This is a genomic window from Actinoallomurus oryzae (genome assembly GCF_039541955.1).
Lineage (GTDB): Bacteria > Actinomycetota > Actinomycetes > Streptosporangiales > Streptosporangiaceae > Actinoallomurus > Actinoallomurus oryzae.
The window spans coordinates 181,919-208,087 of record NZ_BAABHF010000035.1 but is presented as its reverse complement, the minus strand read 5'-3'; the positions used below and the strand labels follow the sequence as shown (position 1 = coordinate 208,087).

Annotated in this window: 24 protein-coding genes and 1 tRNA gene; 18 read left to right on the top strand and 7 right to left on the bottom strand. The window is 70.6% G+C overall.

Annotation, left to right across the window (positions count from 1 at the left end; translation table 11 throughout):
- Nucleotides 1-95 precede the first annotated feature (95 nt).
- The 3 genes from ABEA10_RS29540 to ABEA10_RS29530 are packed head-to-tail and all read left to right on the top strand — an operon-like array spanning nucleotide 96 to nucleotide 1,775.
- Entirely contained in the window at nucleotides 96-872 is a 777-nt protein-coding gene (locus tag ABEA10_RS29540) for a YbaB/EbfC family nucleoid-associated protein (protein WP_345469439.1), read from the top strand.
- Nucleotides 873-882: 10 nt separating this feature from the next.
- Complete coding sequence (locus ABEA10_RS29535; protein WP_345469437.1) at nucleotides 883-1,212, top strand: hypothetical protein; 330 nt, start codon at nucleotides 883-885, stop codon at nucleotides 1,210-1,212.
- 56 nt (nucleotides 1,213-1,268) lie between these two features.
- Complete coding sequence (locus tag ABEA10_RS29530; RefSeq protein WP_345469435.1) at nucleotides 1,269-1,775, top strand: WXG100-like domain-containing protein; 507 nt, start codon at nucleotides 1,269-1,271, stop codon at nucleotides 1,773-1,775.
- Nucleotides 1,776-1,917: 142 nt separating this feature from the next.
- Here the strand turns inward: ABEA10_RS29530 and ABEA10_RS29525 are convergent, their stop codons facing one another.
- The 3 genes from ABEA10_RS29525 to ABEA10_RS29515 all read right to left on the bottom strand — a co-directional run bounded on the left by ABEA10_RS29525 (nucleotide 1,918) and on the right by ABEA10_RS29515 (nucleotide 7,115).
- A complete protein-coding gene (locus ABEA10_RS29525; RefSeq protein WP_345469433.1) occupies nucleotides 1,918-2,334 on the bottom strand; it encodes a hypothetical protein in 417 nt (138 codons plus the stop codon).
- Complete coding sequence (locus tag ABEA10_RS29520) at nucleotides 2,331-5,993, bottom strand: RHS repeat-associated core domain-containing protein (protein WP_345469431.1); 3,663 nt, start codon at nucleotides 5,991-5,993, stop codon at nucleotides 2,331-2,333. The genes ABEA10_RS29525 and ABEA10_RS29520 overlap by 4 nt, the downstream gene beginning before the upstream one ends.
- 84 nt (nucleotides 5,994-6,077) lie before the next feature.
- The gene (locus ABEA10_RS29515; protein ID WP_345469429.1) at nucleotides 6,078-7,115 is read right to left on the bottom strand and encodes a M48 family metallopeptidase; all 1,038 of its coding nucleotides are present in this window, start codon (nucleotides 7,113-7,115) and stop codon (nucleotides 6,078-6,080) included.
- Nucleotides 7,116-7,191: 76 nt separating this feature from the next.
- Here ABEA10_RS29515 and ABEA10_RS29510 point away from each other — a divergent pair, with 76 nt between their 5' ends.
- The 7 genes from ABEA10_RS29510 (at nucleotide 7,192) to ABEA10_RS29480 (ending at nucleotide 11,957) form a co-directional block, all read left to right on the top strand.
- A complete protein-coding gene (locus ABEA10_RS29510; RefSeq protein ID WP_345469427.1) occupies nucleotides 7,192-8,460 on the top strand; it encodes a phenylacetate--CoA ligase family protein in 1,269 nt (422 codons plus the stop codon).
- 406 nt (nucleotides 8,461-8,866) lie between these two features.
- On the top strand, nucleotides 8,867-9,016 hold the full coding sequence (locus ABEA10_RS29505) for a hypothetical protein (protein ID WP_345469425.1): 150 nt from the start codon (nucleotides 8,867-8,869) through the stop codon (nucleotides 9,014-9,016).
- A 110-nt stretch (nucleotides 9,017-9,126) separates the two neighbouring features.
- Nucleotides 9,127-9,987 carry a hypothetical protein gene (locus tag ABEA10_RS29500; RefSeq protein ID WP_345469423.1) on the top strand — a complete coding sequence of 287 codons (861 nt, stop codon included), beginning with the start codon at nucleotides 9,127-9,129 and terminating at the stop codon, nucleotides 9,985-9,987.
- A gap of 63 nt (nucleotides 9,988-10,050) precedes the next feature.
- Nucleotides 10,051-10,641, top strand: a complete 591-nt coding sequence (nadD, locus tag ABEA10_RS29495; RefSeq protein ID WP_329241176.1) for a nicotinate-nucleotide adenylyltransferase — start codon at nucleotides 10,051-10,053, stop codon at nucleotides 10,639-10,641.
- 36 nt (nucleotides 10,642-10,677) lie between these two features.
- Nucleotides 10,678-11,085 (top strand): ribosome silencing factor, encoded by a 408-nt coding sequence (gene rsfS, locus ABEA10_RS29490; protein ID WP_345469419.1) that lies wholly within the window; start codon nucleotides 10,678-10,680, stop codon nucleotides 11,083-11,085.
- A gap of 94 nt (nucleotides 11,086-11,179) precedes the next feature.
- Nucleotides 11,180-11,815 (top strand): histidine phosphatase family protein, encoded by a 636-nt coding sequence (locus ABEA10_RS29485; protein WP_345469418.1) that lies wholly within the window; start codon nucleotides 11,180-11,182, stop codon nucleotides 11,813-11,815.
- Between the two features lie 69 nt (nucleotides 11,816-11,884).
- Nucleotides 11,885-11,957, top strand: a tRNA-Ala gene (locus ABEA10_RS29480).
- 481 nt (nucleotides 11,958-12,438) lie between these two features.
- Here the strand turns inward: ABEA10_RS29480 and ABEA10_RS29475 are convergent.
- Nucleotides 12,439-12,996 carry a hypothetical protein gene (locus ABEA10_RS29475; protein WP_345469417.1) on the bottom strand — a complete coding sequence of 186 codons (558 nt, stop codon included), beginning with the start codon at nucleotides 12,994-12,996 and terminating at the stop codon, nucleotides 12,439-12,441.
- Between the two features lie 222 nt (nucleotides 12,997-13,218).
- Here ABEA10_RS29475 and ABEA10_RS29470 point away from each other — a divergent pair, with 222 nt between their 5' ends.
- Nucleotides 13,219-13,749 carry an rRNA adenine N-6-methyltransferase family protein gene (locus tag ABEA10_RS29470; RefSeq protein ID WP_345469415.1) on the top strand — a complete coding sequence of 177 codons (531 nt, stop codon included), beginning with the start codon at nucleotides 13,219-13,221 and terminating at the stop codon, nucleotides 13,747-13,749.
- 99 nt (nucleotides 13,750-13,848) lie between these two features.
- Here the strand turns inward: ABEA10_RS29470 and ABEA10_RS29465 are convergent, their stop codons facing one another.
- Both ABEA10_RS29465 and ABEA10_RS29460 read right to left on the bottom strand, forming a co-directional pair.
- Nucleotides 13,849-14,763, bottom strand: a complete 915-nt coding sequence (locus ABEA10_RS29465; protein ID WP_345469413.1) for an alpha/beta fold hydrolase — start codon at nucleotides 14,761-14,763, stop codon at nucleotides 13,849-13,851.
- Entirely contained in the window at nucleotides 14,744-15,991 is a 1,248-nt protein-coding gene (locus ABEA10_RS29460; RefSeq protein ID WP_345469412.1) for an MFS transporter, read from the bottom strand. The genes ABEA10_RS29465 and ABEA10_RS29460 overlap by 20 nt, the downstream gene beginning before the upstream one ends.
- A 91-nt stretch (nucleotides 15,992-16,082) precedes the next feature.
- Between ABEA10_RS29460 and ABEA10_RS29455 the strand changes: the two genes are divergently transcribed.
- On the top strand, nucleotides 16,083-16,673 hold the full coding sequence (locus tag ABEA10_RS29455; RefSeq protein ID WP_345469411.1) for a TetR/AcrR family transcriptional regulator: 591 nt from the start codon (nucleotides 16,083-16,085) through the stop codon (nucleotides 16,671-16,673).
- 72 nt (nucleotides 16,674-16,745) lie between these two features.
- Here the strand turns inward: ABEA10_RS29455 and ABEA10_RS29450 are convergent, their stop codons facing one another.
- The gene (locus ABEA10_RS29450; protein ID WP_329241154.1) at nucleotides 16,746-17,795 is read right to left on the bottom strand and encodes a LacI family DNA-binding transcriptional regulator; all 1,050 of its coding nucleotides are present in this window, start codon (nucleotides 17,793-17,795) and stop codon (nucleotides 16,746-16,748) included.
- 192 nt (nucleotides 17,796-17,987) lie between these two features.
- On the opposite strand from ABEA10_RS29450, the gene ABEA10_RS29445 reads away from it, so the two are divergent.
- Genes ABEA10_RS29445 through galT form a run of 6 tightly spaced genes read left to right on the top strand, consistent with a single transcriptional unit; the run spans nucleotide 17,988 to nucleotide 26,152 of the window.
- Nucleotides 17,988-19,259, top strand: coding sequence for an ABC transporter substrate-binding protein (locus ABEA10_RS29445; RefSeq protein WP_345469408.1), 1,272 nt, complete (start codon nucleotides 17,988-17,990; stop codon nucleotides 19,257-19,259).
- Nucleotides 19,260-19,266: 7 nt separating this feature from the next.
- Nucleotides 19,267-20,175: a carbohydrate ABC transporter permease gene (locus ABEA10_RS29440; protein ID WP_345469406.1), complete on the top strand. Its 909-nt coding sequence runs from the start codon at nucleotides 19,267-19,269 to the stop codon at nucleotides 20,173-20,175.
- Nucleotides 20,175-20,984, top strand: a complete 810-nt coding sequence (locus ABEA10_RS29435) for a carbohydrate ABC transporter permease (protein ID WP_345469404.1) — start codon at nucleotides 20,175-20,177, stop codon at nucleotides 20,982-20,984. The genes ABEA10_RS29440 and ABEA10_RS29435 overlap by 1 nt, the downstream gene beginning before the upstream one ends.
- Entirely contained in the window at nucleotides 20,981-22,465 is a 1,485-nt protein-coding gene (gene arfA / locus ABEA10_RS29430; protein WP_345469402.1) for an arabinosylfuranosidase ArfA, read from the top strand. Before ABEA10_RS29435 ends, arfA begins: the two co-directional genes overlap by 4 nt.
- A 22-nt stretch (nucleotides 22,466-22,487) precedes the next feature.
- Nucleotides 22,488-25,154 carry a glycoside hydrolase family 2 TIM barrel-domain containing protein gene (locus ABEA10_RS29425; protein WP_345469400.1) on the top strand — a complete coding sequence of 889 codons (2,667 nt, stop codon included), beginning with the start codon at nucleotides 22,488-22,490 and terminating at the stop codon, nucleotides 25,152-25,154.
- Nucleotides 25,151-26,152, top strand: coding sequence for a galactose-1-phosphate uridylyltransferase (gene galT / locus ABEA10_RS29420; RefSeq protein ID WP_345469398.1), 1,002 nt, complete (start codon nucleotides 25,151-25,153; stop codon nucleotides 26,150-26,152). The genes ABEA10_RS29425 and galT overlap by 4 nt, the downstream gene beginning before the upstream one ends.
- The last annotated feature ends 17 nt before the right edge of the window (nucleotides 26,153-26,169 follow it).

The window sequence follows — 26,169 nt, the reverse complement described above, 5'->3', positions numbered from 1 at the left end:
AGTGACTATAGGGGCGCGGATCACCCCAAGCGGGCACTTCTGGCGATAGCGTCAATCCTTCATGTAAGGCGCGATCGAACTGTACGATCAGGCCCATGGCGCAGTGGTCGGTAGAACGGTCGGACGCCGGCTCCGGGGAAGCCACCCGTGGGACCGGCGAGGCGGATGAGGGCCGCGTTCGGGTGACCGTGGTCGACGAGCGGCTGGAGACCGTACGTGTGGAGGCGAGGCTGCTCCGGTCGTCCCGGGAGGACCTGAGCCGGCTTCTCATCGAGGCGGTGAACGCCGCACTCGCGGACTTCCGCGCGCAACGTCCGGGCGGCGAGATCTCGGAGATCGATCTGCGCGAGGTCATCGCGGACCTGCAGAAGGCGAACGAGGAATTCCACCGCGGCACGAACCGGGACATGGAGTTCGCCGCGGACGTCATCGCGGATCTGCGCGAGGCCGGGGTGAAGATCGCCGACCTGCCGATCCTGAATACCGATGACATGCTCGATGAGCTGATCGGCGTCCTGCGGACGGTGGACGAGGCGCGGAACCTCGGTGAGGAGGATCTCACCGGTACCGGGGAGGCTCCCCGGGGCGCGGTGCGCGCGGTGTGCGTTCCCAGCGGCCGGCTCGCCTCACTGGTATTGGACGCCCGCGCGATGCGCGGCACTGTCGAGCTCGAACAGGGCGTCGTGGCGGCGGTGAACGCCGCACTGGACGACCTGGCGGCCAAGACGCGGGACCTGCAGGCGGAGGCCGACATCGATCCGGAGGCTGTAAAAAAACAGCTCGGTCAGTTGCGGGAACGAAATGTGGCCCGGCTGGAGTCCTACTTTCGGGCACTGAGTGACGTGATCAACGGCATCGAGCCGGAGCGTTGAGGGAGCAAGGATGACCGAGCAGCAGATCGAGTATGACCGGACGCGGCTGAAGCAGTCCGGCGAGGGCATTGTGACGGCTCATGAGAACGCCCGAACCGAGCTGAACAACACCCAGACGCAGATCGACGGGCTCGGCGAGTGGTGGAATCCCGACAAGGACCCGAACGACCTGATCGGTAGCCTGCTCGGCGGGTGCTTCACGGCCGTCCATCAGATGATGATGTCCACCGGCCACCAGAACCTCGACGTGCTGCACAGTCAGGGACAGGCGATACAGGCGATGTCCGGCAACATGACCGGAGCGGAGGAAGCGAACACCGGCCTGACCCAGTCGGTCTGAACGCGGTCCCACGTCGATCCGAATCGGCCGGACATGGCCGGAAAGGTGACAATCCAATGGCGATAGAGCTCCCGGACTGGATGGCCAAGCTGCTCAACCTCATGGGCTTGGCCGGGGGCGCGGGCTGGACGAACGCCAACGAGGACAAGGCACACGTCGCCGGCACCGTGTACCAGCAGCACGCGGCCAACCTGCAGCCCGCGGTGACCGACGCGAAGACCCACGGGCAGCGCGCGACCACCGCCGCGCAGGGAACGGCCGGGACGTCGATGACACAGACGGTCGACCATCCGCTGGGCGCGCTCAACAATCTCGTCGATCACCACAAGGGCGCACTCGTGACGGCGGCGATCGGCGGCGCGGCGGTGCCGATGATCCTGCGTTGCTACAAGATCTACAAGCTCGCGGACGGCGGCATCACTCTTGCGCAGATGCTCGCCTCCGCGCTCTTCCCCGGCGGCGAGGCCGCCTGGCCGGAGGAACTGCTGGAGGGCCGTGGCATGCAGAAGGCCATTGAGACCGGGGCGGTCAACACGATCGCGAATGGAGCCATGGCGGCCTGAGCCGTCGCCGGAACGCATGCCGGGGCGCCCGAGGCCGGTGCGCCGCATGCGATCTCGATCGGTGCCGCGCTCCCTGGGTGACCGCGGCTTGACGTGAAACTCCGTTGCCCCAGCGATGAGGCGGGGACCGCCGGGGCATTTCTCAGCGGTCCCGCTGGCGACGCCACAGGTGCCAGTGGGCCCACTCCCTGAGCGACCGCAGTTTGAGCCAGGTCGGCAGCCGGGCGAACGGAACGTACTGGAGCGTGTCGTCGAACGCGGTCTCGGCCGCCGGATCGTGCCGGGCGTCGCGAAGGGCACGGTCGAGTTCCGGCGGGAGCGCGCCGAACAGGCGCACGGCGTGGCCGAGCGCGACGAAGGCCATGCGCCGGGTCTCCGCGTCGCCTGACCGCGCCGCCCGTGCCACCCGTGGTGCGATCTCGGCCAGATCCTCGTGGTTGAGGGCCAGGCCGGCGACGGCGATGCCGGCGTGGCGCTCCCCGCGGTCGAGCGCGTCGTCGACGACCAGCGGATCGTCGACGCCCAGCAGGCCCTCTCCGGTCTCCCAGTCGAACGTCATGGCGGCGGCAGCACCCTGAACTTCTTGTCGATCATGCCCATGCGTTTGAGCTGCGTGAGGATCTTCGACGGAATCGTCGAGGGATCCGGCACGTGCCCGTGGTAGATCTCCTTGATGATCTTGTCGTCCTTGTCCGTGATGTACCGGTGGCGGTCCAGGACGACGATCTCCTGGTTCTCGTAGTCGACACCGTACCGGCGGAAGACCGCCTCGTTGTCGGGCGACGGGTCGAACGAGCGTTTGAGCGCCGCTTGCCCGTCCTTGGGCGCCGCGCTCGCGACACCACGTGAGGTGCTCCGCGCCTTGCTGCCGTGTTTGCCGTACTCCGAGTCGTCGTAGACGCGTTCGGGCTCGTACGGCGCGAGGCCGAGTGGGTCGATCCACCGCAGCGGGTTGCCGACGTAGGTGCGCGGGTTCGGCGCCGGTGCCAGCCCGAGCGGATCGGGCGTCCCGTAGCGGCCCGTGCTCGGGTCGTAGTAGCGGGAGAAGTTGTAGTGCAGTCCGTTCTCGGCGTCGTGGTACTGCCCGGGGAAACGCAGCGGGCAGTGGACGGCGCCCGGCGCGGGCGCGGGGTCGACGCCCCACAGGGTCGGCCGATGCCGCCAGGCGATGGCGCCGTCGGCGTCCACGAGCTCGGTGGGCGTCCCGACGATGTCGGTGACGATGCCGTAGAACCGCTCGTCGTACCAGCGTTGCCCGGCGTCGCCCGCGGAGGACGGTTCGTACGGAAGTGTGCGTTCGGTCTGGGACAGCGGCGTGAAGGTGCCCGGCCGGTAGTCCCAGGTGGTGGTGTGGGCGGCGGGACCGCGCACGTGGTGTGCCTGCTCTGCCAGGACGACGCCGTCCCAGGTGAAGTCGGTCTGCTCGAGTACCCCGTGCCCGTCCGGGGCCAGCAGCTGCTTGGCGATGCGACGGCCGAGCGGGTCGTAGCGGTAACGCCACACGCGGCCGTCGGGCGTGACCACCCTGGTCAGGCGGTCCTCGGCGTCCCAGGTGTATCGCCAGACCCGCTGCCCGCCGGAGAGGGTGCGGTGCCGGCGTGTCACCACCCGTCCCTGGCCGTCGTGCTCGAAGGTGACGCGCCCGGCTCTCCGGATGAGCGTGCCGGCGTACTCGCGCGGACCGGTGGCGTCGTGGTCCGCGGACGGCCAGGACGCGTCGGTGAGGTTGCCCGCGGAGTCGTAGGAGTACCGTTCGGCCCAGTCGTGGCCGTGTACCGCCGTGACGCGTCCGGCGCGATCGAGCTCGACGCGGCGTTCGCCCAGCCTCTGGTCGAGTACGCCCGCGATCTGGCCGTCCGGGCGGTGGGCGTACGCGCGGTGGTCGAGGATCCGTGCCGGGCCGCCGGGCGCGGGTGCCCCCCATAGCGTCTGCGTGCTCAGGCGGTGGTCGGCGTTCCAGGCACGCGACAGCACCGATCCGGCGCCGATCCGGCGCTGCACCTCACGGCCGACGGCGTCGTAGCCGAACCGCACGGTCTGCCCGCCGGTCCGTAGCGCGACGGGCCGGCCGGCGGCGTCGTACTGCCACACCGACTCGGCCCCGGACGGCGCCAGGCGATGGGTGCGCCGGCCCGCGGCGTCGTAGGCGGACCGCAACACCCGGCCGTTGACCGTCTCGGCCACGATCCGCCCCAGGGGGTCGCGCCGCAGCGACAGCTCGGCGTCGGCGTTGACGGCGTGCACCAGCCGGCCGACCCGGTCGTAGCCGAAGGTGGTCTCCTGGCTCGCGGAGCGGGCGCGGACGACGTTGCCGAGGACGTCGTGCTCCAGGTCGATCGCCTGGCCCGCGCCGTTGACCCGGCGCAGGAGCTGCCCGGCGGCGTCGTAGGAGTAGTGCAGCACTCTGCCGTCGAAGTCGGTCTCGGCCACGACCCGGCCGGCGCCGTCACGGTCGTACCGCCACCGCAGGCCCTGCGGGTTCGTCACGGCGTTCAGCCGCAACTCGGTGTCGTAGGAGTACTCCAGCCGCACACCGTCGGGGCCGACACGCGCGGTGGGCGCGTCGAACGGGCCGTACTCCGTCCGCGTGACCTGGCCCATCGGATCGACATGCTCGACCGGGTTCCCCTCGGCGTCGTAGGTCCACCGGTCGATCGCCCCGGACGGCGACGTCCGCGCGGCCAGGTGGCCCTCCGTGGTCCAGGCGAGCTGTGTCGTCCCGCCGGCCGGGTCGACCATCTCGCGGATCCGGCCGAAGGCGTCCCTGCGGTAGTGCGTGGTCGCGCCGGCCGGGTCGGTCACCGCCACCGGCAGCCCCGCGGTGTCCGGCTCGATGAGCGTGCGGCCGCCGGTAGGGTCGACGACCGACGTGACGGCGCCGCGCTCGTCGTAGGAGAAGCGGGTGACGGCCCCGGCCGGGTCGGTCACGGCGGTGAGGTTGCCGTGCTCGTCGTAGGTGTTGTGCCAGGTCGAGCCGTCGGCCTCGGTCATCAGCACAGGGAGGTTCGCGGCGTCGTACTCAACGGCGCTCTGCGCGCCGTCCGGCCGGGTGACCCTTATGACGTTGCCGGCCTCGTCGTGGGCGTACCGCGTCGTACGCCCCAGCGGGTCGGTCTCGGCGAGCAGCCGCCCGTGACGGTCCCACTCACGCCGTGTCACGTTGCCCAGCGGGTCGGTCTCGGCCACCACCCGGCCCCGCTCGTCGAACCGGTAGGTCGTGGCGTGCCCGAGCGAGTCGGTCACCACCGTCATGCCGTCGCCGTAGACCAGCCGGGCGTCGAAGAACCCATCCGAGCCGTAGCCGCGGACGCCGCGGCCCAGCTCGTCGTAGTCGTACCGGTACCAGAAGCCGTTGCGGTCGGCCCAGCCGGTGAGCCGGCCGCGCTCGTCGTAGGTGAACCGCAGCGGCGCGCCCGACGCTCCGTACACCTCCGTGAGCCGGCCGTCCTCATCGTGACCGAAGCGGGCGAGGACCACGTCGTCCGGTGTCTCGCCACTCGGGCCCGACAGAAGCCGCAGACCGGTCACCCGGCCCCTCGCCGTGTCGACGGCGACACGGTAGCCGCCCGAGTGGCGTACCTCGGCCGGGGTCCCGTCATCGTCGTGGACGACGTCGATCCGGTTGCCGTTGTGGTCGGTCAGCGCCACGAGTGGCAGTTCGCGAGGCGACGCCGCGCGGCGGAAGTGCAGGGTCCGCCCGGTCAGCGGATCCTCCAGCGCGTACGAACCGTCGGCGAGGAGTGTGAGCGGGCGGCGCGGGCCCTCCTCCGGCATCAGCCGCACACCCGCCCGTGTCGCGGGCGGATAGGCGAGCACCATGCCGTCGGCGGCGGCGAAGTAGACGCCGTCCAGCGTCACCTCGAGGTGCTGGTCGAGAGTGGACGCCCAGGAGGCGCCGAACCAGCGGCCGGTGCGGTACGACGACAGGTGCGTCCGCTCGAGGAGGAGGGGCAGGACACCCGGGAACTCGACGTCGACCTGCCGCAGGATCACCTCGCCGGAGGCGACGTCGATCGGGTCCTTCGTCGTGGTGCGGGCCTCGGCCTCCAGCGCGCGGTTCTGCCCGTCGTGCGCGGCGGTCCGCGCCGTCTGCCGGCCCTCCTTGAGGGTGAGTTTCTCCGCCGCCTTGCCCGCGTCCGCGGTGACCACGCGGGCCGCGTCACCTTCGGCCAGCCGGAACAGCTCACCGGCGGCCTTGGCGAAGATGCCCCCTTCCACCCCGTATGCCCCTTCTCCGCCTGCGCTACGTGCGACCCCCACGATGTCGCGCCGTGCCGGTGGACGGCGACACTTGTGCCGCCGTCAGGAGTCGCTGTTGCGGTCGTCTCCGGGGCGGCCGCCGAAGCGGGAGAAGATCTTCTCGCCCACGTTGACCGCGCCCTCGGCCGCGTTCTTGACCACGCCGATGAACGGGTCCTCGCTGCGGTTCCACGACTCGCGGTACGCGCGGGCGGCGTTCTTGATCTCTTCGGAGATCGAGGCGTTCGGGTCGTCGGCCCGGCGGGGGTAGTCGCCGGCGAGGATGCGCTGGTATTCGCCCTCGGCGGCCCAGTGCTCCAGCTCCGCGAAGCGCACCACGGCGTACGGGTGGGAGCGGGTGAGCAGGTTGAGGAACTTCAGCAGCCCGTCGCGCACGTCGCCGGCCGCGTCGTACTCGCGGGCCTGCTCGCGGAACGCCTCGGAGCTCATCTCCGTCAGACGGCCGCCGCCGGCGAGCTTCATCAGGGCGCGCTTGCCCGCGTCGACGTCCTGGCCGGCGAGCAGCCCGGCACGGTCGGCGGACAGCTCGGACTTGCGCTGCCATTCGTTGAGGCCCATGAGGATCGCCGAGATGGCGATGTTGCCGAGCGGCAGCCAGGCGATCCGCGCGCCGAGGTTGGTCAGGATCAGCGCCATCGTCCGGTACACCGCGTGCCCGGAGAGCACGTGCCCGACCTCGTGGGCCACGACGAACCGCAGCTCCTCGTCGTCGAGCAGGTCGACCAGGCCGGTGTTGAGCACGATGAACGGGTGGTCGGTGCCGATCGTCATGGCGTTCGGCGCGGGGTCCTGCGTGACGTACAGCTCCGGCACCTCGGGCAGATCGAGGATGTAGGCGGCGTCGCGGACCATGTCGTTGATGTTGCGGAACTGCGTCTCACCCGCGCGTACGCTCCCGCCGAGGAACATCAACCGGATCGCGCGCTCGCTGAACAGGCCCGCCAGGCGCTTGAGCACGGTGTCGAAGCCGGTCAGCGATCGCAGCGCGACCAGCGCCGACCGATCCGCGGGATGTTCGTAAGCGCGGGAGCTGATCCCGGGGAAGCGCGTGCGTGAACGGTCGGGCGTATTGCTCGTCATGTCCGGCATGCTATGTCCGACGCTTGTCTCGCGCTCAGGGTTCCCCTTCCGCGTGTACCCGATCTATGGTCCGGTCATGGTGGAGGCGTACGGGCCCGGGCCCGAGGAGACGATGTCGCGCGACGAACGGGCCGCACTGCAGCGGACCCGGCTGCGCGAGCTGGTCGACCGGCTCGTACGGGCCGGTGGCGTTCAGGGCGAGCGGCTGCGCGAGGTCGGCGTCACGAGGGGAGAGGACATCGCGCTCGCCGACCTGCCCAAGCTGCCGTTCACCACCAAGCAGGACCTGTGGGACTCCTACCCCCACGGCATGCTGGCGGTGCCGATGCGCGACGTCGTCGCGGTGCACGGCTCCAGCGGCTCGCGCGGCCGGCCCACGCTCGTCCCGTACACGCGGGGCGACCTGGAGCTGTGGGCGGCGATGTGCGCGCGATCCCTGGTCTGCGCCGGCGCCGGCCCGGACAGTGTGGTGCACAACGCGTACGGCTACGGGCTGTTCACCGGCGGGCTCGGCATCCACCAGGGCGCGATCGCCCTCGGCGCGACCGTCGTGCCGATGTCCGGCGGCATGACCGAGCGGCAGGTCCGGCTGCTCGCCGACCTGCGGCCCGACATCCTGACCTGCACGCCGTCCTACGCGGTACGCCTGGGGGAGGCGGCGCGGGAGGCCGGGGTCGAGCTGAACCTCAAGGCGGGCCTGTTCGGCTCCGAGCCCTGGTCTGAGGAGATGCGCGCCACGATCGAGGACCTCCTCGGCCTGGCGGCGCTGGACATCTACGGCCTGTCGGAGGTCATCGGCCCGGGCGTGGCCACCGAGTGCCTCGAACGCGACGGCCTGCACGTCAACGAGGACCACTTCCTCGTCGAGACGGTCGGCGAGGACGGCTCGCCGGTGCCGGAGGGCACGCCGGGCGAGCTGGTGTTCACCACGACGCGCGAGGCGATGCCCCTGCTGCGCTACCGCACCGGGGACGTCGCGTCGCTCACGACCGCGCCGTGCCCGTGCGGGCGCACGCTCGTACGGATGAGCAAGGTGCTGGGCCGCCGCGACGACATGCTGGTCGTCCGCGGGGTGAACGTCTATCCGCGTGAGATCGAGGCGGTGCTGCTGCGGCACGCATCGCCGCACTACCAGGTCATCGTCGACCGGCGGGCGACCATGCCCCGGCTCATCGTGGCGTGCGAGGAGGCGGACGCCGGGCTGGAGCAGGTGCTGTCGGCCGAACTGGGCCTGTCGTGCGAGGTCCGGGTACTGCCCGCCGGCACGGTCCCGCGCGTGGAGATCGGCAAGGCGGTCCGCGTGGTGACCTGGGAGTCCGGAGAGGCGCCGCTTCCCGGTCTGTGAATTTCCTAATTGACCCCTATTTGCGGCATAACGCCATCGTTTCCTGGCTAATCTTTACCGACCATTGATCGGCAAAGGGTTTCCGGGACGGGGAACGCGTGAGCGGTGGAGAGGGTGGCTTCGTGCCGCCGGATGGCGGGCAGCGGACGGACGAGGGGCGGGACGGGACGCCGTACGAAGCCGGAGCACGGTTACCGTACGAGGGACGACCGGGCGCGTACGGCGCGCGGCCCGATTCCCACGGCGAACGGCCCGGGGCGTACGGGATCGAGCCGCAGGCGGAGCCGTCGGGCCCGCGCCGTACGGGGCTGATCGCCGGGCTGGCGATCGGCGCGGTCGTCGTGGTGGGCGGCGCCGCCACACTGGTCGGCGTGGCGTCGTCATCGAAGGTGGCCAGTACGCCGAGGTGTACGCCAAGTGGAAGATCGCGCTCTATACGAACGGCGGCCCCGTGGACCGTGGGCTGATGTTCATCGGCATGTCGGCCGAGGACAGCCCGAAGATCGCTGCGCTCGCGAGGATCACCCTGCGCCTGCGCAACGCCGCCGAACGCTGACGTTGCCCCCGATTCGCGGCAGACTTCGACAAAAGGTTTTCTAGCGACATCGAGGCGTCCATTAGGGATAATTCATCCACCATTCAGGGGGAGTGCGGGGGTGGGGACGCGTGAACGACGGGCAGGACGACGACGACAGATCGGGGTTCGTGCCGCCGGACGGCGAGCCCCGGCCCGATGAGGGGCCGTCGTTGCGGAGCGGCGCTCCGCACGGTGCCCCGGGAGACCACGAGTCCCCCGGCGGCCCGGGACCGTATGTCAACGCCTCACCTGGGCCGTACGGCGACGACACGCCGCCCGGGGGGTACGGCGCGCCGGGTCCGTGGCCGTACGGGCCGGGACCGCGGACGCCGCAGAAGAACCGCCGGGGCCTGATCGCCGGGCTCGTCATCACGGCCGCCGTCGTGCTCGCCGGCATGTCCGTGCTGCTCGGGAAGGCCTACTCTCCTGCCGGGGACACGGACGACGCCGGGTCTCCGGGCGCCACACACGAGGTGCACGCGATCGTCGTCCCCGAATCATTCGGCCACTACCGGCGGATGACCGGAAGCGACGCGCGGCGGATCGAGAAGGACCTGCGCCAGGAGATGGCACCGCAGGGCGGCGCGTTCGCGCAGGCGAAGACCGCCATATACGAGAAGCGCGGAAGCACCGAACCTCCCATCGTCTTCATCGGGCTCTCGGCGAAGGACGGTCCGGCGGCGGCGGAGCAGTTGCGCTCCGGCTCGCCGTCGGAGCAGGTCGACTGGGTGTTCGAGGGCGTGGGGCTGAAGGGCGGGACGAAGGACTACGCGGCCGGGCCGTTCGGCGGTGTGCTCCGCTGCGGGGCGGGCAGGGACGAGAGCGGACCGATGGCGGCCTGCGCCTGGGCGGACGCCTCGACCGTGGGCATGATGTTCCGATCGGGGAGCGGCAGCGTCGCGTCCCTGGCCGGCGCCGCGTTCGAACTGCGCAACGCCGCCGAGCGCTGAGTCTTGCGGCGAATCGAGGGGGCGTGCGAGTCGGACGTCGGTGTCGATGGTTAGGGTCGCGCCATGAAACGTCGACTCGGGGTCATGGGCGGCACCTTCGACCCCATCCACCACGGGCACCTCGTGGCCGCGAGCGAGGTGGCGCACCTGTTCGCGCTGGACGAGGTGGTCTTCGTGCCGACCGGCCAGCCGTGGATGAAGGAGGGGCGCAAGACGTCCCCGGCCGAGGACCGCTACCTGATGACGGTCATCGCGACCGCGTCCAACCCCAGGTTCTCGGTCAGCCGCGTCGACATCGACCGGCCAGGGAAGACCTACACCATCGACACGTTGCGGGAGATGCGCGAAATACACGGGCCGGACGTCGAGTTGTTCTTCATAACCGGCGCCGACGCTCTGGCCGAGATCTTGTCCTGGCGTGACGCGGATGAGCTCTTCAACCTCGCGCATTTCATAGGCTGTACGCGTCCCGGCCACAACCTCACCGACCCCGGGCTGCCCGGGGGCGGGGTGAGTCTCGTCGAGGTACCCGCTCTGGCGATCTCATCGACGGAGTGCCGCGAACGCGTACGCGCCGGTGAGCCCGTGTGGTACCTGGTGCCAGACGGAATCGTGCAGTACATCAATAAACGAGGGCTTTATCGTGGCGACTGACGACGAAGCCCCCGCAGGGAGGAACACGACAGCATCGTGACCGCATCCGACAGGGCCAACCAGCTGGTCCAGATCGCCGCCGAGGCCGCGGCGGAGAAGCTGGCCGAGAACATCATCGCCTATGACGTGAGCGAGCAGCTCGTCATCACGGACGCCTTCCTTCTCTGCTCGGCCGCCAACGACCGCCAGGTGCGCTCGATCGTCGACGAGGTCGAGAGGCGTCTGCGCGAGGACGCCGACGCCAAGCCGGTCCGCCGCGAGGGCGAGCGTGAGGGCCGCTGGGTGCTTCTCGACTACTCCGACATCATCGTGCACATCCAGCACGAAGAGGACCGCGTCTACTACGCGCTCGAGCGCCTGTGGAAGGACTGCCCGGAGATGGCCCTGCCCGAGGACGTGAACGCCCACGCGGCACAGCGTGTACGCGCGGGTGAGGGCCGGTGAGTCCCGAGATCCTGCCGGACGACGAAGGCGGGCGGCTCACCGCTCCGCATGCGGGGAAGCGCGGCGCCTGCGGAGCGCCTTCGCGGGAGGGCTCATGAGCGAGTCCCGCAAGATCGTGTTGTGGCGGCACGGTCAGACGACCTGGAACGTCGAACGCCGCTTCCAGGGCACGACCGACATCCCCCTGGACGAGACCGGCGTCCAGCAGGCGGCCCGCTCCGCCCGGCTTCTCGCCGCCCTCCGCCCGACCGCGATCGTCTCGTCCCCGCTGCAGCGGGCCAGCGCCACCGCCGGTGCGCTGAGCGAGGTCACCGGCCTGCCGGTCACCCACGACCCGGACCTGATCGAACGCGGCGGCGGGGCCTGGGAGGGCCTGACCAACCACGAGATCCGCACCCGCTATCCGAGCGAACACGCGATCTGGCAGCCGCCGGGCGGCGAGACCACCGAGCAGGTGGCCAAGCGCTTCAGCGCCGCCCTCGAACGCGCGCTGTCCCGCATCCCCGACGACGGCCTGCTCGTCGTGGTCTCCCACGGCGCGGCGGTCCGCATCGGCATGCTGCACTGGCTCGGCTTCCCCGAGGAGCTCTGGGCCCGCTTCGGAGGCCTGTCGAACTGCTCCTGGTCGGTGCTGGAGGAGGGCCGGCTCGGCTGGCGTCTGGTCGAGCACAACGCCGGTACGCTGCCGGAACCCGTCCTGAGCGACGACCGCGCCGCGAGTGACGGCTGATCGATTACAGGTATGGCCGTCAGGTCCGATACACTGACGGGGCGTCGCAGGGAGACCTGAAAGACGCGAGGGGCTATGGCGCAGTTGGTAGCGCGCCTCCATGGCATGGAGGAGGTCTGGGGTTCGAATCCCCATAGCTCCACGGGCTGGCTCATCGTGCTCACCGCCCCCTTCGGGGGCGGTTTCGCGGTGGGCCGCTATTTTTTTTGGGGGGCGACCCCCCCCATTCCCCCCGATGTGGGGGCTTTCGCCCCCACGCCCCCTTGTGGTGCTGTCCGGGGTTCGGTTGCTTCTTGGCGCGATGGGGACTGCCTCGGCGGTCCTGGGCGGAGATGGGCCTCGGCTTCGCCATCGCCCTGGAGGTTCCGCTCGGGTCTGCTTTCGATCTGTCCGGGTTGGATTGTCTTCTCGCGGGTTCGGTCGATGCGGGGTTGGGCCGCCCTTGGGGTCAGGGGTGGATCATGCAAGTTCTTGATTACGGGCCTCGGCCGTGCCGCTGCCGTCTCTGGCGGGGCCTCGGACGGCGGCGGCTACGGGCTGATCGGGCTGCGGGAACGCGCCTTTTTGGGTCGGTTCGCCGCCGGTCCACGCCCCGAGGGGGTTTCCGGTGGGCCGGCCGAGGGTCAGAGGTCGGTGTTCTGGCGTGCGGATGGTGAGGTGACCGTTACGGTCTCCATTACCGGGCGGGGCTTGGTCGGTGTGCATCCGGCCGTGAGCCGGCCGATGCGGGCGACCTTTGCGGTGAGGGCCACGTTGGCGCCGCGGAAGTGGTCCGTGCCGTGCGCTCGCGGCGTCCAGGAGCCGAACAGGTCACCGCTGATCGGCTGGCGTGGCGTCACCGGGCCACCGGTCCCCGTCATGCGGAACGACGTCGACTGCGCGCCGGTGACGTCGATCTCGGCGACCGCGGTCCACGAGTCGATCGCGACCGGCGTGCGCAGGTTCAGCCGGGAGATGTGCAGCTGGAAGCGGACCGGCCGGCCCGGCGTCGCGCGCTCGGGCGAGGCGGTCAGCCGACCGTTGATGGTGACCGGCCGGGAGCCCAGCACCGGAACGCTGCAGGTGTAGGTGGCCGAGAAGCTCGACGCCTCCGCGGGCCCGTACGGCGCGACGACCGCGGTGCCGCCGATGGCGATCACCGTGGCGGCGGTCACGGTGTTTCGTCGGATGGATTTGGTCATTTTCTGTTCCCCCGTCGAGTTCGGCCTGCCGGACACCGTGGCCGGCGTCCGCAGAAGGTCTCCCCGCGAGATCATCATGACCGTGACCCGCACCGGGGTCTTTTTACCGGCGGCGGCGAAGATCACTACCTGCGGCTGGCGATCGCGGTCTAATTCGATTGCCGGGACGGGCTGGGGGCTCCTACGGTGAGCGCATGACGTGCTTCATGAACATGGTGCGCCGTGGTCGCCTCCGGGCGGTCGCGGCGGGCGTGGGGCTGGCATCCGCTCGTTGACGAGTGGGCTCGCCGTGTGGTCGAGGACGCCCGCGTACGCCCGGGGCAGCTCGTGCTCGACATCGGCGCCGGCCGTGGCGCGCTGACCACTCATCTGGTCGCCGCCGGGGCCCGGGTCGTCGCCGTCGAGGCGCATCCCGGCCGGGCCGAGCGGCTGCGCGAGCGGTTCGACGGCGCGGACGTGACGGTCGTCGAGACCGACGCGCTGGCCGTGCAGCTGCCGCGCCGGCCCTTTCGCGTGGTCGCCAGCCCGCCGTACGCGATCTCCAGTGAGCTGCTTCGGCTTCTGCTCGCTCCGCGGTCGCGGCTGGTCGCCGCCGACCTGGTCCTCCAGCGGGCGGTGGTCCGGCGTTACACCGAGGGCCGTTCGCGGCCGGGCCGCTGGGACGTCCGCGCCGGCCGCGCGCTGCCACGCCGCGCCTTCCGCCCTCCGCCGAAGGTCGACTCCTCCGTCCTCGTCGTACGCCGACGGCGTTAGGCCGTGTTCCAGAAGTGAGGTGAGGCGTCGTGGCCATTCACCGATGGCGGCGATGGCCGCGACAGCGGTTCTCGCGCAGCCGGGCAGGCCTGAGCGGCGTCAGTCGCCGCCGCCGATGAAGCCGGCAATGGCGGCGGCGACGGCTTCGGGCTGCTCATCGGGGATGAAGTGCCCGGCGTCGGGCACGACGACTCCGGTGGTGTTGTCGGCCCATGGGCTGATGGAGGCTGCCATGTCCGGGATGGAGCCGTGGCTGCTGGATATTCCGAGGATGGGCACGGTCAGGTGCTGCCGGTTGAGCGCCTGGTGGTTCTTGCGCGCCGACTCGGCGGCGTCTCGGTAGTAGGCGAGGGAGGCGCGGAGGCCGCCCTCGGCGGCGAGGGCCGCTGCGTAGTGGTCGAGGTCGGCGTCGTCGAACGTGCCGGGAGCGAGGGCCTTCACCTTCAGGAACCAGCCGGCGTACTCCCGTTCGCGGCCGGCGAGCAGGGTCTCGGGCAGGTCGGGCACGAGGTGGAACGCGAAATGCCAGGTCTTCCACGCCCGGGCCGGGTCGGTGGGAATCGTTTCCGGGAGGGTGATGCCGGGGATTCCGGCGTCGAGCAGGGCGACCCCGCGCAGTTGGCTCTCGTGGTCGAGGGCGAGGGAGAAGGCGACCCAGGCGCCGATGTCGTGGGCGGCCAGCCAGTAGGCGGGCACTCCGAGTGCCTTGACGGCGGCGTGGACGTGGGCGGCGACCGTGTGGGTGTCGTAGCTGCCCTCCGGGCGTTCGGAGTGGCCCTGGCCCGGCAGGTCGATCGCGATGACGCGGAACCGGCCGGCGAGGCTGGGCATGACCTTTCGCCAGGCCCACCAGGTTTGCGGGAACCCGGCGAGCAGGACGACGGCCGGGCCGGCCGGCCGGCCGCCTTTGACGGCGTGCAGGCGGATGCCGTCTGCGTCGACCCAGCGGTGAGTGAATCCGGCCAGGTCGTACAGGGGCAGGTCGCGGACGGGGTTACTTCCGGAGACGGTCATGGGATCCTCCATCGGTGTCGGGGTGTGACGGTCCGGCGGTCCGCCCGAGGGCCAGGCCCGCGAGGGCGACGCAGATGACGAGGGCGGCCAGCGTGGTGCTCGAAATCCGGGTCCCGTCGGCCTGATCGATGAGGCCCAGCAGCAGGACGGGGACGGCGAGCCCGGAATAGATGAACAGGAAGTACGTCGCGCTGAGCTCAGCCCGGTTGCCGGGATCGCACAGTGCGTCCGTGACGCCGAGGCCGTGGCGGAACAAAGTCCCCACAGCCGCCCCGGCGAAGACGGTGCCGACGATGAAGACGGGCGCGGAGTGGATCCAGAGCGCCACCTCGATGACGGTCATCCCGATGGCCAGCAGGGCTGTCCCGGTGCCACGTCGCAGGATGGCCGGCGGTGCGATGACCTGAGCCAGCAGTGCGCTGATGAACAGGATCCCGATGCCCGCGCCGATGACGGCCCGGTTCGATATGCCCAGGTCGTCACGGAGGAACGCCGGGGCCAGAGACGAGAAGAAGCCGTTCACGCCGAAGGCGGCGGCGGCGAGCACGCCGCCGGCGAGAAACGAGCGGGCCCGGCCCGCGCCGCGAGGAAGTGCCGGCCGGCGAATCCGAGGCTGCCAGCGGGTCCTTCGACCTGAAGTCTCGGGGACCCTCAGCCAGCCGATGCCCGCCACGGCGCAGACGGCCAGGTAGCACCAGAACACGGTGCGGGTCGGTGCCGGGACGAACTGCGCGAGCAGGCCCGCGGTGATGGTGCCGAGACTCAGGCCGCCGACATTGGCGGCGGCGGCCAGCACGGATGCGGTCTTGCGGCCGGGCACGATTTCCGCGATCGAGGAGGTCGCCGCCGCGGTGATGAGGCCGGTCGCCGTGCCGCTGAGGACCCGTGAGATCAGCAGGACGGTCAGGCCGTCGGCGAGCGCGAATCCGAGAGTGCTGAGCGCTGCGAGCGCGAGCGCCAGCGCGAGGACGGGACGGCGCCCGATCGCATCGGACAGCGAGCCGGCCACGAGCAGTGTGCCGGCGACTCCCATCACGTAGGCGATGAAGACGAGGGCGGTGATGGCGGGCCCGAAGCCGAACTGTGACGCCCACAGGTCATAGAGCGGGACGGTCAGGTTCCCGCCGGCCATGACGACGGCGTAGATGAAGACGACGGCGGCGGCCGGGGTCGCGTGGTGCGTCTGCCGCGCCGTCTCGGGTTGCGGGGGACACCCGGTCACGATCATTGCCGAAGGCTAACACATCTTGAACTGATCAGTTCAAGATAGGATGATGGGCAGCATCCGGAACACCGACACACCGGCAAGGAAGTGCCACGTGGCAGGCAAGAAGCAGTTCGACATGGACACGGCGCTCGACGCCGCGATGATCCAGTTCTGGCGCGCCGGCTACGCCGACACCTCGGTAGACGACCTGTCCCGGGCGACCGGCCTGAACCGCAGCTCGATCTACTCCTCGCTCGGCGACAAGGACACGCTGTTCCTGCGCTGCCTGGATCGCTATGCCGCGCGCTACGGCGACAAGTACGACGCCGCCCTGTCGTGTGCGGTCTCCGAGCCGCTTGCGGCCGTCCGTGCGTTCTTCGACGTCACCCTCGAGCGCATCGCCGATCCCGAACTGCCCGATGGATGCCTGATCGCCCAGTCGGCCATGGCGATCCCAGTGCTGAGCCCGGCCGTCGCGGCGCACGCCAAGGAGGCGCTCGGCCTCCAGCGCCTGCGCCTGCGCGCCGCGCTGAAGGCCGGCCGAATGACCGACCAGGCCGCCGAGGCCTTCGCCGTACACGCGGCGGCCGTGAACCAGTCTCTCGCCGTCATGAGCAGAGCCGGGGCGAGCCCGGCGCAGCTCCTGGCCATCGTGGACGTGACCATTGACGCGCTCGCACAGGCGTTGCGTGCGCGCGACTAGGCCGTTCGCGAAAGCTGCCTGCGGGGCGGCCGCCGAAGCACAGCAGGCGGCGCCCGGAAGGAGCGGCGAGGCCTAGCGGTGCCGTCGGGGGCCCGCGCCTGAGCTCTCGCGGACGCGGAGCTCGTGGCTCACGGTCACCTCGCGGGGCGGGGAGTCGACGGCGGCGATGCGGTCCAGCAGCAGGCGCAGGGCCGAGCGGGCGATGCCGGCCTTGTCCGGGCTGATGGTCGTCAGGCTCGGCACGTTGTACCGGCCGTCATCGATGTCGTCGAAGCCCACCACCGCGACGTCCTCGGGGATGCGGTAGCCGCGGTCGTACAGCGTCCGCATCGCGCCCAGGGCCAGTGTGTCGTTGAAGCAGAACAACGCGTCCGGCGGGTTCTCCAGCTCGGTCAGGTACGCCGCGGCCTCCGCGCCGTCGCGGCGGTGGTACTGCCGGGCGGACACGATCAGCGACTCCTCCACCGGCAGCCCGGCGTCCTTCAGCGCGGCGCGGTAGCCGCTCTCGCGCATGCTCGACGTGCTCTGCTCGTACGACGGCTGCGTGCCGATCGCGGCGATGCGGCGACGGCCCTGACCCGCCAGGTGCGCGGTGGCGGTGCGGGCGGCGGAGACATTGTCGATCGCGACATGGTCGGCGGTGCCGGCCGATACCCGTTCGCCGAGCAGCACCAGCGGTGTCGTGTCCACGCGGCGGGCGATGTCGAGGTGGTCCATGGCGACCGGGCTGAAGACGATGCCGTCGACCAGCCGGGCGCCCATGCCGTCGATGACGTACTGCTCGCGTTTCGGGTCGCCGCCGGTCTGGTCGATCAAGATCGTGTAGCCGTGCTCCTCGGCGGTGTCGACGATGAGCCGGGCCAGTTCGGCGAAGTACGGGACGTCGACCTCGGAGACGGCGAGGGCCAGGATGCCCGTACGGCCGCGGCGCAGGTTGCGGGCGCTGATGTTGGGCCGGTAGCCGAGGTCGGCGATGGCGCGCTGGACGCGTTCGCGGGTCGCGGCGCCGACGTGCGCGCCGTTGATGACGTTCGAGACGGTCTTGACCGACACTCCGGCACGGGCGGCCACGTCCTTCATGCTCGCCGAGCGGCGTCCTGGCTGCGCGGACGTGCTGGTCATCCCCGACCCCCTCTTGTCGCCGGACGAGAGTATATCGATTACTACATCGATGGAAGTCCCACGAGGGGCGATGTGAACTACTTCGAGGTGAAGGGTGTACATCGTTTACCTTCCCGAGTATGGTCCCGATAACTCCGGCCCGGTGACGAGAAAACGGGCCGGCTCATCGGTGCCGATGAGGGAGGAGACGCCGTGGACCTACGCAGGAAGCTCACCGTGTTCGCCGCGCTGGCGACGCTCGGCGCCGCCGCCGCGTGCGGTGGGTCCGGCTCGTCGGGCGACAAGAGCGGTGGCACCGTCACGTTGTCGTTCTGGAACGGCTTCACCGGAGGCGACCGGCCCGGCGTCGAGCATCTTGTCGACGAGTTCAACAAGTCGCATCCGAAGATCCACGTGAACATGCAGATCATGCCGTGGGACGTCTTCTACCAGAAGCTGCTGCCCGCCTACGGCGCCGGCAAGGGTCCCGACATGACCGCGATGAGTTCCAACCAGGTGGCGCAGTACGCCGCCAAGCGCGTCTTCCAGCCGCTCGACGACGCCTTCTCCACCGGCCTCGACAAGTCGAAGATCGTGCCCGGCGCTCTGCAGGCGCGCCAGTACGCCGGCAAGCAGTACGGCCTGCCGGCCAACTTCACCCCGCTCCTCCTCTACTACAACAAGAAGCTGTTCAAGCAGGCCGGCATCGCGGCGCCGCCGGCGAACTGGGACGAGTGGATCGCCGACCTGAAGAAGCTCACCAAGGGCAAGGGGCCGGGCGGCAAGCCGGCGCAGTACGGGCTGACCATGGGCACGCACGAGACGGTCGAGGGCATCCCGATCCTGCTGGCCGGTCAGGGCGGCGGCGTCATCGCCGACGACGGCAAGACCGTCACCCTGGACGGCCCCCAGTCGATCCAGGCCATGACCACATGGACGAACCTGGTCCGCACGAACCACGTCATGCCGGTGGGCACGTCCGGCGCCGACGCCGACAAGCTCATGCAGTCCGGTGACGCGGCGATGGAGATCAACGGTCCCTGGCTGACGTCCTCGCTGGAACAGTCGAAGATCGACTACGGCCTCGCGATGGTGCCCGCCGGACCGGCCGCGCAGACGACGCTCAGCGACAGCGTGCAGTTCTCGCTCGGTAGCCGCGCGACCGGCGCGAAGAAGAAGGCGGCCGAGGAGTTCTTCTCCTACTGGAACTCCCGCGACTCCCAGATCTACTTCGCCAACACCACCGGATTCCCGCCCACCCGTACCGACATCGGCGCGTCGGACCTGAAGAACCCCAATGTCGCGGTGTTCGCCAAGTACGCGCCGAAGGCCGTGCCGTTCCTGCCCGGCCAGACCAAGTTCGCGCAGATGCAGAGCGAGGTCATCGACCCGGGGTTCGAGAAGATCCTGAACGGCCAGGGCGATCCGGCGACGGTCCTGAAACAGAGTGCGGGGCAGCTGCGGACCCTGCTGTCGGGGAGCTGACCGGTCCATGCGTCGATCCGGTGTCCGGGCGCGCGGCGGCCTCACGCTGCGCGCCCGGCGCAGCCTCAGCGCGTACGGTTTCATCGCCCCGTCCGTCATCATCCTCGGCGTCTTCCTCGCCTGGCCGATGATCTGGTCGCTGCGCACCTCCTTCTACGACGCCTCCCAGTTCGCCCCGCCCACGTTCGTCGGGCTGAGCAACTACCGGAAACTGTTCGCGGACGCCACATTCCGCGGCGATCTGGTCAACACGCTGGTGTACGCGGCGGTCGTCACCCCGATCGCGGTCGGGCTGGCGCTGGTGTTCGCGCTGATGCTGCACCGTCGCCTCCGCGGCCGGTCGTTCTTCCGCGCCGCGATCTTTTTGCCGGCCGTGCTGTCGTTCGGCGTCATGGGCATCGCGTGGGACTTCGTGCTCGACCCCAACATCGGCGTGCTGCCCCGCTGGCTCCAGCACGTCGGCCTGTCGCTCGGCAACGGCGTGAACGACCCGAGCTGGGCGATGGCGTACGTGATGTTCGTCGGGGTCTGGAAGAACGCCGGGTTCTACATGGTGATGTACCTGGCGGGCCTCAGCACGATCCCGAACGACTTCTACGAGGCCGCGGCGATCGACGGCGCCGGGCCGTGGGCGCGGTTCCGCCACATCACCTGGCCGCTGCTGTCCAACACGACGCTGTTCGTGTTCGTCATCGCGGCGATCGCCTCGCTTCAGGCGTTCGACCAGATCTTCGTGATGACGCACGGCGGCCCGTTCTTCAAGACCGAGACGCTGGTGTACCTCGTCTACCGCACGGGCTTCAAGGACTTCGAGTTCGGATACGCCTCGGCGGTCGCGTGGGTGCTCGTGCTCCTGGTCTTCGTGATCAGCCTCGTGCAGAACTTCTACTTCGGCCGGCGGCAGGTGAAGTACTGATGCTCCGTCGTATCGGCCTCTACGCCGGTCTCGTGGTGGCCGTGGCCGTGATCCTGCTGCCGGTCGTGTGGATGGTCTTCGCCTCCGTCAAGCCCGAGGCGGACATCACCGGCAACCCCGCACAACTGCTGCCCGAGCACGTCACCACGCAGAACTACCGGGAGGTGACCCGGCAGATCCCGTTCGCCCGCCAGTTCCTCAACTCGGTGATCTTCGCGGGCGGCGTGACCGTGTGCTCGCTGGTGTTCAACTCGATGACCGCGTTCGCGCTGGCCCGGCTGGACTTCCCCGGCAAGCGCGCGCTGTTCGTCGCGGTCATCCTCTTCCTGATGATCCCGTATCAGGTGACGCTGATCCCGATCTACCAGATCGTGGCCAAGCTCGGCCTGATGAACACCTTCCCGGGCTTGATCATCCCTCGTGCCACGAACGCCTTCGGGATCTTCTTCCTGCGCCAGTTCTTCCTCGGCATCCCGCGCTCGCTCGATGAGGCGGCCCGTATCGACGGGGCCGGCGACTGGCGGATCTACGCCCGGATCATCCTTCCCCTGTCCAAACCGGCCCTGCTGACGATCGCCCTGTTCGACTTCATGTTCAACTGGAACGACCTGCTGTGGCCGCTGATCTTCACCACGAGCACGAAGATGGAGACCCTGCCCGCGGGGCTGGCCCTGTTCATGGGACAGCACGTGTCGCAGTACGGCGTGGTGATGGCCGGAGCGACGCTCACCACCGTGCCGATCGTGATCGCGTTCCTCTTCGTGCAGCGCAAGTTCATCCAAGGCATCGCCACGACGGGACTGAAATGAAGACCGCGACTCTCATCCTCGACCCCGCGTTCCGCGTCGGGCCGGTACGGCCCCGTCTGTTCGGCTCGTTCGTCGAGCACATGGGGCGCTGCGTGTACACCGGCATCTACGAGCCCGGCCACCCGGCCGCCGACGCCGACGGCATGCGCGAGGACGTCCTGGCGCTCACCCGGGAGATGGGCGTCACCGTCGTCCGCTACCCGGGCGGCAACTTCGTCTCCGGCTACCGCTGGGAGGACGGCGTCGGGCCGGTCGAGGAACGCCCGGCCCGCCTGGACCTCGCGTGGCAGTCGCTGGAGACCAACGAGTTCGGGCTGCACGAGTTCATGACGTGGGCCGACCGCGCGGGCGTCGAGCCGATGATGGCGGTCAACCTCGGCACCCGCGGCGTCCAGGAGGCCGTCGACCTGCTGGAGTACTGCAACCATCCCGGCGGCACCGCCCTGTCGGACCGCCGGGTGAAGAACGGCCGGGCCGAGCCGTACGGCATCGGCCTGTGGTGTCTCGGCAACGAGATGGACGGGCCGTGGCAGATCGGGCACAAGACCGCGACAGAGTACGGCCGGCTCGCCCAGGAGACCGGCAAGGCGATGAAGCTCGTCGACCCGTCGATCGAACTGGTCGCCTGCGGCAGCTCGAACGGGCACATGCCGACGTTCGGGAGCTGGGAGGCGACGGTCCTGGAGCACTGCTACGACGAGGCCGACTACGTCTCCCTGCACGCCTACTACGGCCAGGACGGCGACCTGCCCAGCTTCCTCGCCTCGGCGGTGGACATGGACGCCTTCATCGAGGGCGTCATCGCCACCGCCGACCACGTACGGGCCAAGCTGCACAAGTCCAAGCGGATCCAGCTCTCCTTCGACGAGTGGAACGTCTGGTACACCGACTCCTTCGAGGGCGGCACCTGGGAGCGGGCGCCCCGGATGAGCGAGGACCTGTTCAACGTCGCCGACGCCGTCGTGGTCGGGAACCTGCTGATCTCGCTGCTCAAGCACGCCGACCGGGTCGGTGTCGCCTGCCAGGCACAGCTCGCGAACCTCCTCGCGCCGATCCGCACCGAGCCGGGCGGCCCCTCCTGGCGGCAGACCATCTTCCATCCCTTCGCGCACGCGGCGGCGTACGCGAAGGGCGACGCGCTGCGGGTCGTGCTGGACGCGCCGCGGGTCGAGACCGCCAAGTACGGCGACGTGCCGCTCGTGGACGCGGTGGCGACCCACGACGACGACGGCGTCACGGTCTTCGCCGTCAACCGCGACGCGGAGGAGTCCGTCGGCCTCACCCTCGACCTGCGCGCCCTGCCGGGCGTGCGCGGCGCCGAGCGGATCGTCCTCTCCGACCCGGACACGGGCGCGGCCAACACCGCGGCCGAGCCCGGCCGGGTGACGCCCCGGCGTGGCGAGGTCCCGGTGCGGGCCGGGGAGCCGCTGCTCGTGGAGCTGCCGCCGGTGTCCTGGAACGTCATCCGGCTCACCGTCTGAGCCCACCTTCCGAAGGAAAACGATGCATCTCACCCTGGACGGCACCTGGGACCTCATCGTCGGCGACCCGGGGATCGCCGGGCTGGCCGACGCCCCGTCGCGGCCCGTCACCGTGCCCGGGCTCTGGGAGGCCGAGGTCGATCCGGCCCTCGACGGGGTGGTGTGGTACCGGCGCGCGTTCGACTGCGCGGACCCGTCCGGCCGGTGGACCCTGAGGTTCGGCGCGGTCATGGACGTCGCCGAGGTGTACCTCAACGGCGTCGCCCTGGGCGGCCACGTCGGCGCGTTCACGCCGTTCGAGATCGATCCCGGCGGCGCGCTGGTCGCCGGGGAGAACGTCCTCGCCGTCCGCGTCACCGACCACGCCCTGGACGACCCGGAGCACCCGCGTACCGCGCACGGCAAGCAGGGCTGGGCCAACCACGCCTTCCCCAGCCCGCCCAGCCTCTACCTGACCTACGGCGGCATCTGGCAGCCGGTCACCCTGCGCCGCCACGGGCCGGTCGCCATCGACGACGTGTTCGTGAACGGCGACCCGGCGGACCTGACCGTCGCCGTCGAGCTGTCCAACCGGTCGGCGGACACCGTGACCGCACGCGTACGCGCCGGTGTGCCCCGCGACGCGCGGGAGGCGGAGGTCCTGCTGCCGCCGGGCGGCCACGGCCGCGCGGTGCTCGCCTTCGGTACGTCGGGCGCGGCACTCTGGGCGCCCGAGTCGCCGGTGCTGCACGAGGCGGAGGTCACGGTCGCCGTCGGCGAGGAGGTCAGCGACACGCGCACGACGCGGTTCGGACTGCGGACGATCGCGGTGGAGGGCGACCGGCTCCTGCTGAACGGGGAGCCGTACCGGATGCGCAGCGCGCTGGTCCAGGGCTTCTACGCCGGCACCCTGTACGCCGAGCCCGGCCGCGACGCGATCGTGGCCGAGGTCGCCGCGGCCAAGCACCTCGGCCTGAACACGCTGCGGCTGCACATCAAGGCGTTCGACCCGGTCTACCTCGACGTGTGCGACGAGCTGGGCATGCTGGTGCACTGCGACATCCCGGTCGCCGAGCCGATCGCCCACGCCGAGCTCGGCACGGCCGGCGAGGTCGCCGACCGTTGCGCCGCGGCGGCCACCGAGCAGGTCCGCCGCGACCGGAACCACCCGAGCGTCGTGCTCTGGTCGGCGATGAACGAGCTCGGCCTCGAACACGGACCCTCGCGGGCGAGCGAGGGGTACGAGGGGTTCGCGCGGCGCATGTACGCGGCGGTCACGGCGGCCGACCCCACGCGGCCGGTGATCGAGAACGACTGGGTCGACCCCGACCCCGACCGGGTGTTCGCCAGCCCAATCCTGACCGCGCACTGGTACGGGCGGCTGTCGACGGCGTACCTGACCGAGCTGGCGGCCAAGACCGCCCCGTGGGCGGCCTCGCCGCGCCCGTTCCTGATGAGCGAGTTCGGCGACTGGGGGCTGCCGTCGCTGGAGCCGCGTGAGAACGCGCCGTTCTGGTGGTACGGCGACGTGCTCGGGGCGGCGATCGAGCGGACGCCCTGGCCGCGTACGGTCGCGGCGTTCGTCGAGGGCACCCAGCGGTACCAGGGGCTCGCCGACCGGCTGCAGATCGAGTTGTTCCGCCGCCAGGACGGCATCGCGGGCTGGTGCGTCACCGAGCTGACCGACGTGCCGCACGAGTTCAACGGCCTGTGGAGCCTGGAGCGGGACGCCAAGCCCGCCGCCCTCGCCGAGCTCGCCCTGGCCTGCGCGGACGTGCTCCCGATCGTCGCGCGGACCTCCTGGACGGTGGCCGCGGGCGAGGCGGTGGAGCTGCCGGTGTCCATCGCCAACGACGGCCCGGCGCTGACCGGGGTGACGATCGAGGCCGGCCTGCGCGGCCGCACGGTCCGGTACGGACCGGTGGACGTGCCCGCCCACACCGCGTCGGAGCTGGCGACGGTCCGCGTGCCGGCCCCGGAGGTGACCGGGACGCACGAGCTGACCGTACGGCTGACCGGCGACGGCGTCACCGCGGTCAACCGCTATCCGCTGCACGTGGTGTCGGCCGAACCCGCGCGGGTGGCGGTCCGGCTCGCCGGTTCCGCCGACGGCCTGGCCGGTGCGGAGATCGTCACGGACGACACGGCACCGCTCGTCGTCGCGGAGGGCGCGTTGGACGCCGACAGCGGCGCCCTGGTCGTGGAGTCCCTGTCGGCCGGGCGGCCGGTTCTCGTGCTGGCCCAGGACGCGGACCGGGCGCGGCACCTGCCCGTCCCCGCCGAGCTGACCGAGGTGGCCACCGCCTGGGGATCGACGCCGTTCCTGTTCACGACCGGAGAACTGGCCGTACCGGCGCTTCCGCCGGCCACCGTCCTGTCCACCGAGCCGATGACGATCGTGCCGGACGCGGTGTGGACCCGGCTCGGCGACGGTCCCTTCCCCGAACACCTGATCGCCGGGATGTGGAAACCGTTCCCGGACGAGATCGCCGGCACGGTCGTCGGGGAGACGCATGTCGGGCCGGGCCGGCTGCTCGTCTGCCAGTTCCCGCTGCTCGCGGCCGCGCGGGAGGGCGACCCGATGGCCAGGGCGGTGCTCGCGGACCTGCTGCGCCATCTCGTCGGGCCCGTACCCGGGCTGCGGGCCGAGCACGACCGGCTCGCCGACGGCCGTGCCATCACCTACTACGCGACGAAGGAGGTTTCATGACGGAGCGGAGATACGACCCGACCCGCGGCGAGTGGGTCACCTTCGCCACCCATCGGCAGAACCGCACGTTCCTCCCGCCCGCCGACCAGTGCCCGCTGTGCCCGACCACGCCCGGCGGGCCACCGACCGAGATCCCGGCCGCCTCGTACGACCTGGTCACCTTCGACAACCGGTTCCCGTCGTTCACCGCCGACCCGCCGGAGCCGTCGGTGGCCGGTGACGCGCTGACCCCGGTCGCGCCCGCCGTGGGCCGGGCGGAGGTCGTGGTGTTCACCGGTGATCACGACGCCACGCTGACCGAGCTGCCGGTCGCCCGGCTGCGCTCCCTCGTGGACGTCTGGGCCGACCGGACGACCGTGCTCGGCCGGCGCCCCGAGATCGGTTATGTCTTCCCGTTCGAGAACAAGGGCGAGGAGATCGGCGTCACCCTCAACCATCCGCACGGCCAGATCTACGGCTACCCGGACATTCCGCCGATCCCGGCGCAGGAGATCGCCGCCGCCCGGCGGTACCGGGCCGAGCACGGCTCGTGCGTGTGGTGCGACCTGGTGATACGCGAGGAGACGAGCGAACGGCTCGTCGTCTGTGGTGACGCGTTCGCGGCGTATGTGCCGTTCTGGGCGCGGTTCCCGTACCAGGTGTACATCAGCGCCCGCCGCCACGCGCCGGCCCTGCCCTCGCTCACCGCGCCGGAACGCGACGACCTGGCACACGTGCTCAAGCGGGTGCTGGTCGCCTACGACGGCCTGTTCGGCTTCTCCATGCCGTACGTCATGGCGGTGCACCAGGAGCCCGCGACCGGCGGCCACGGCGACCTCACGCACCTCCACCTGGAGTTGTCACCGCCATACCGAACCGCGACGAAGCGCAAGTATTTGGCCGGCAGCGAACTCGCCGCAGGCGCCTACGTCACCGACCTGCCGCCAGAGGGCACCGCCGCAGCCTTGCGCGAAGCCCTCTCCCGCGAGCGCGCCGACCCGGGCGAGGCCGCCGCCTAACGCGCCCTGTGAGGGGG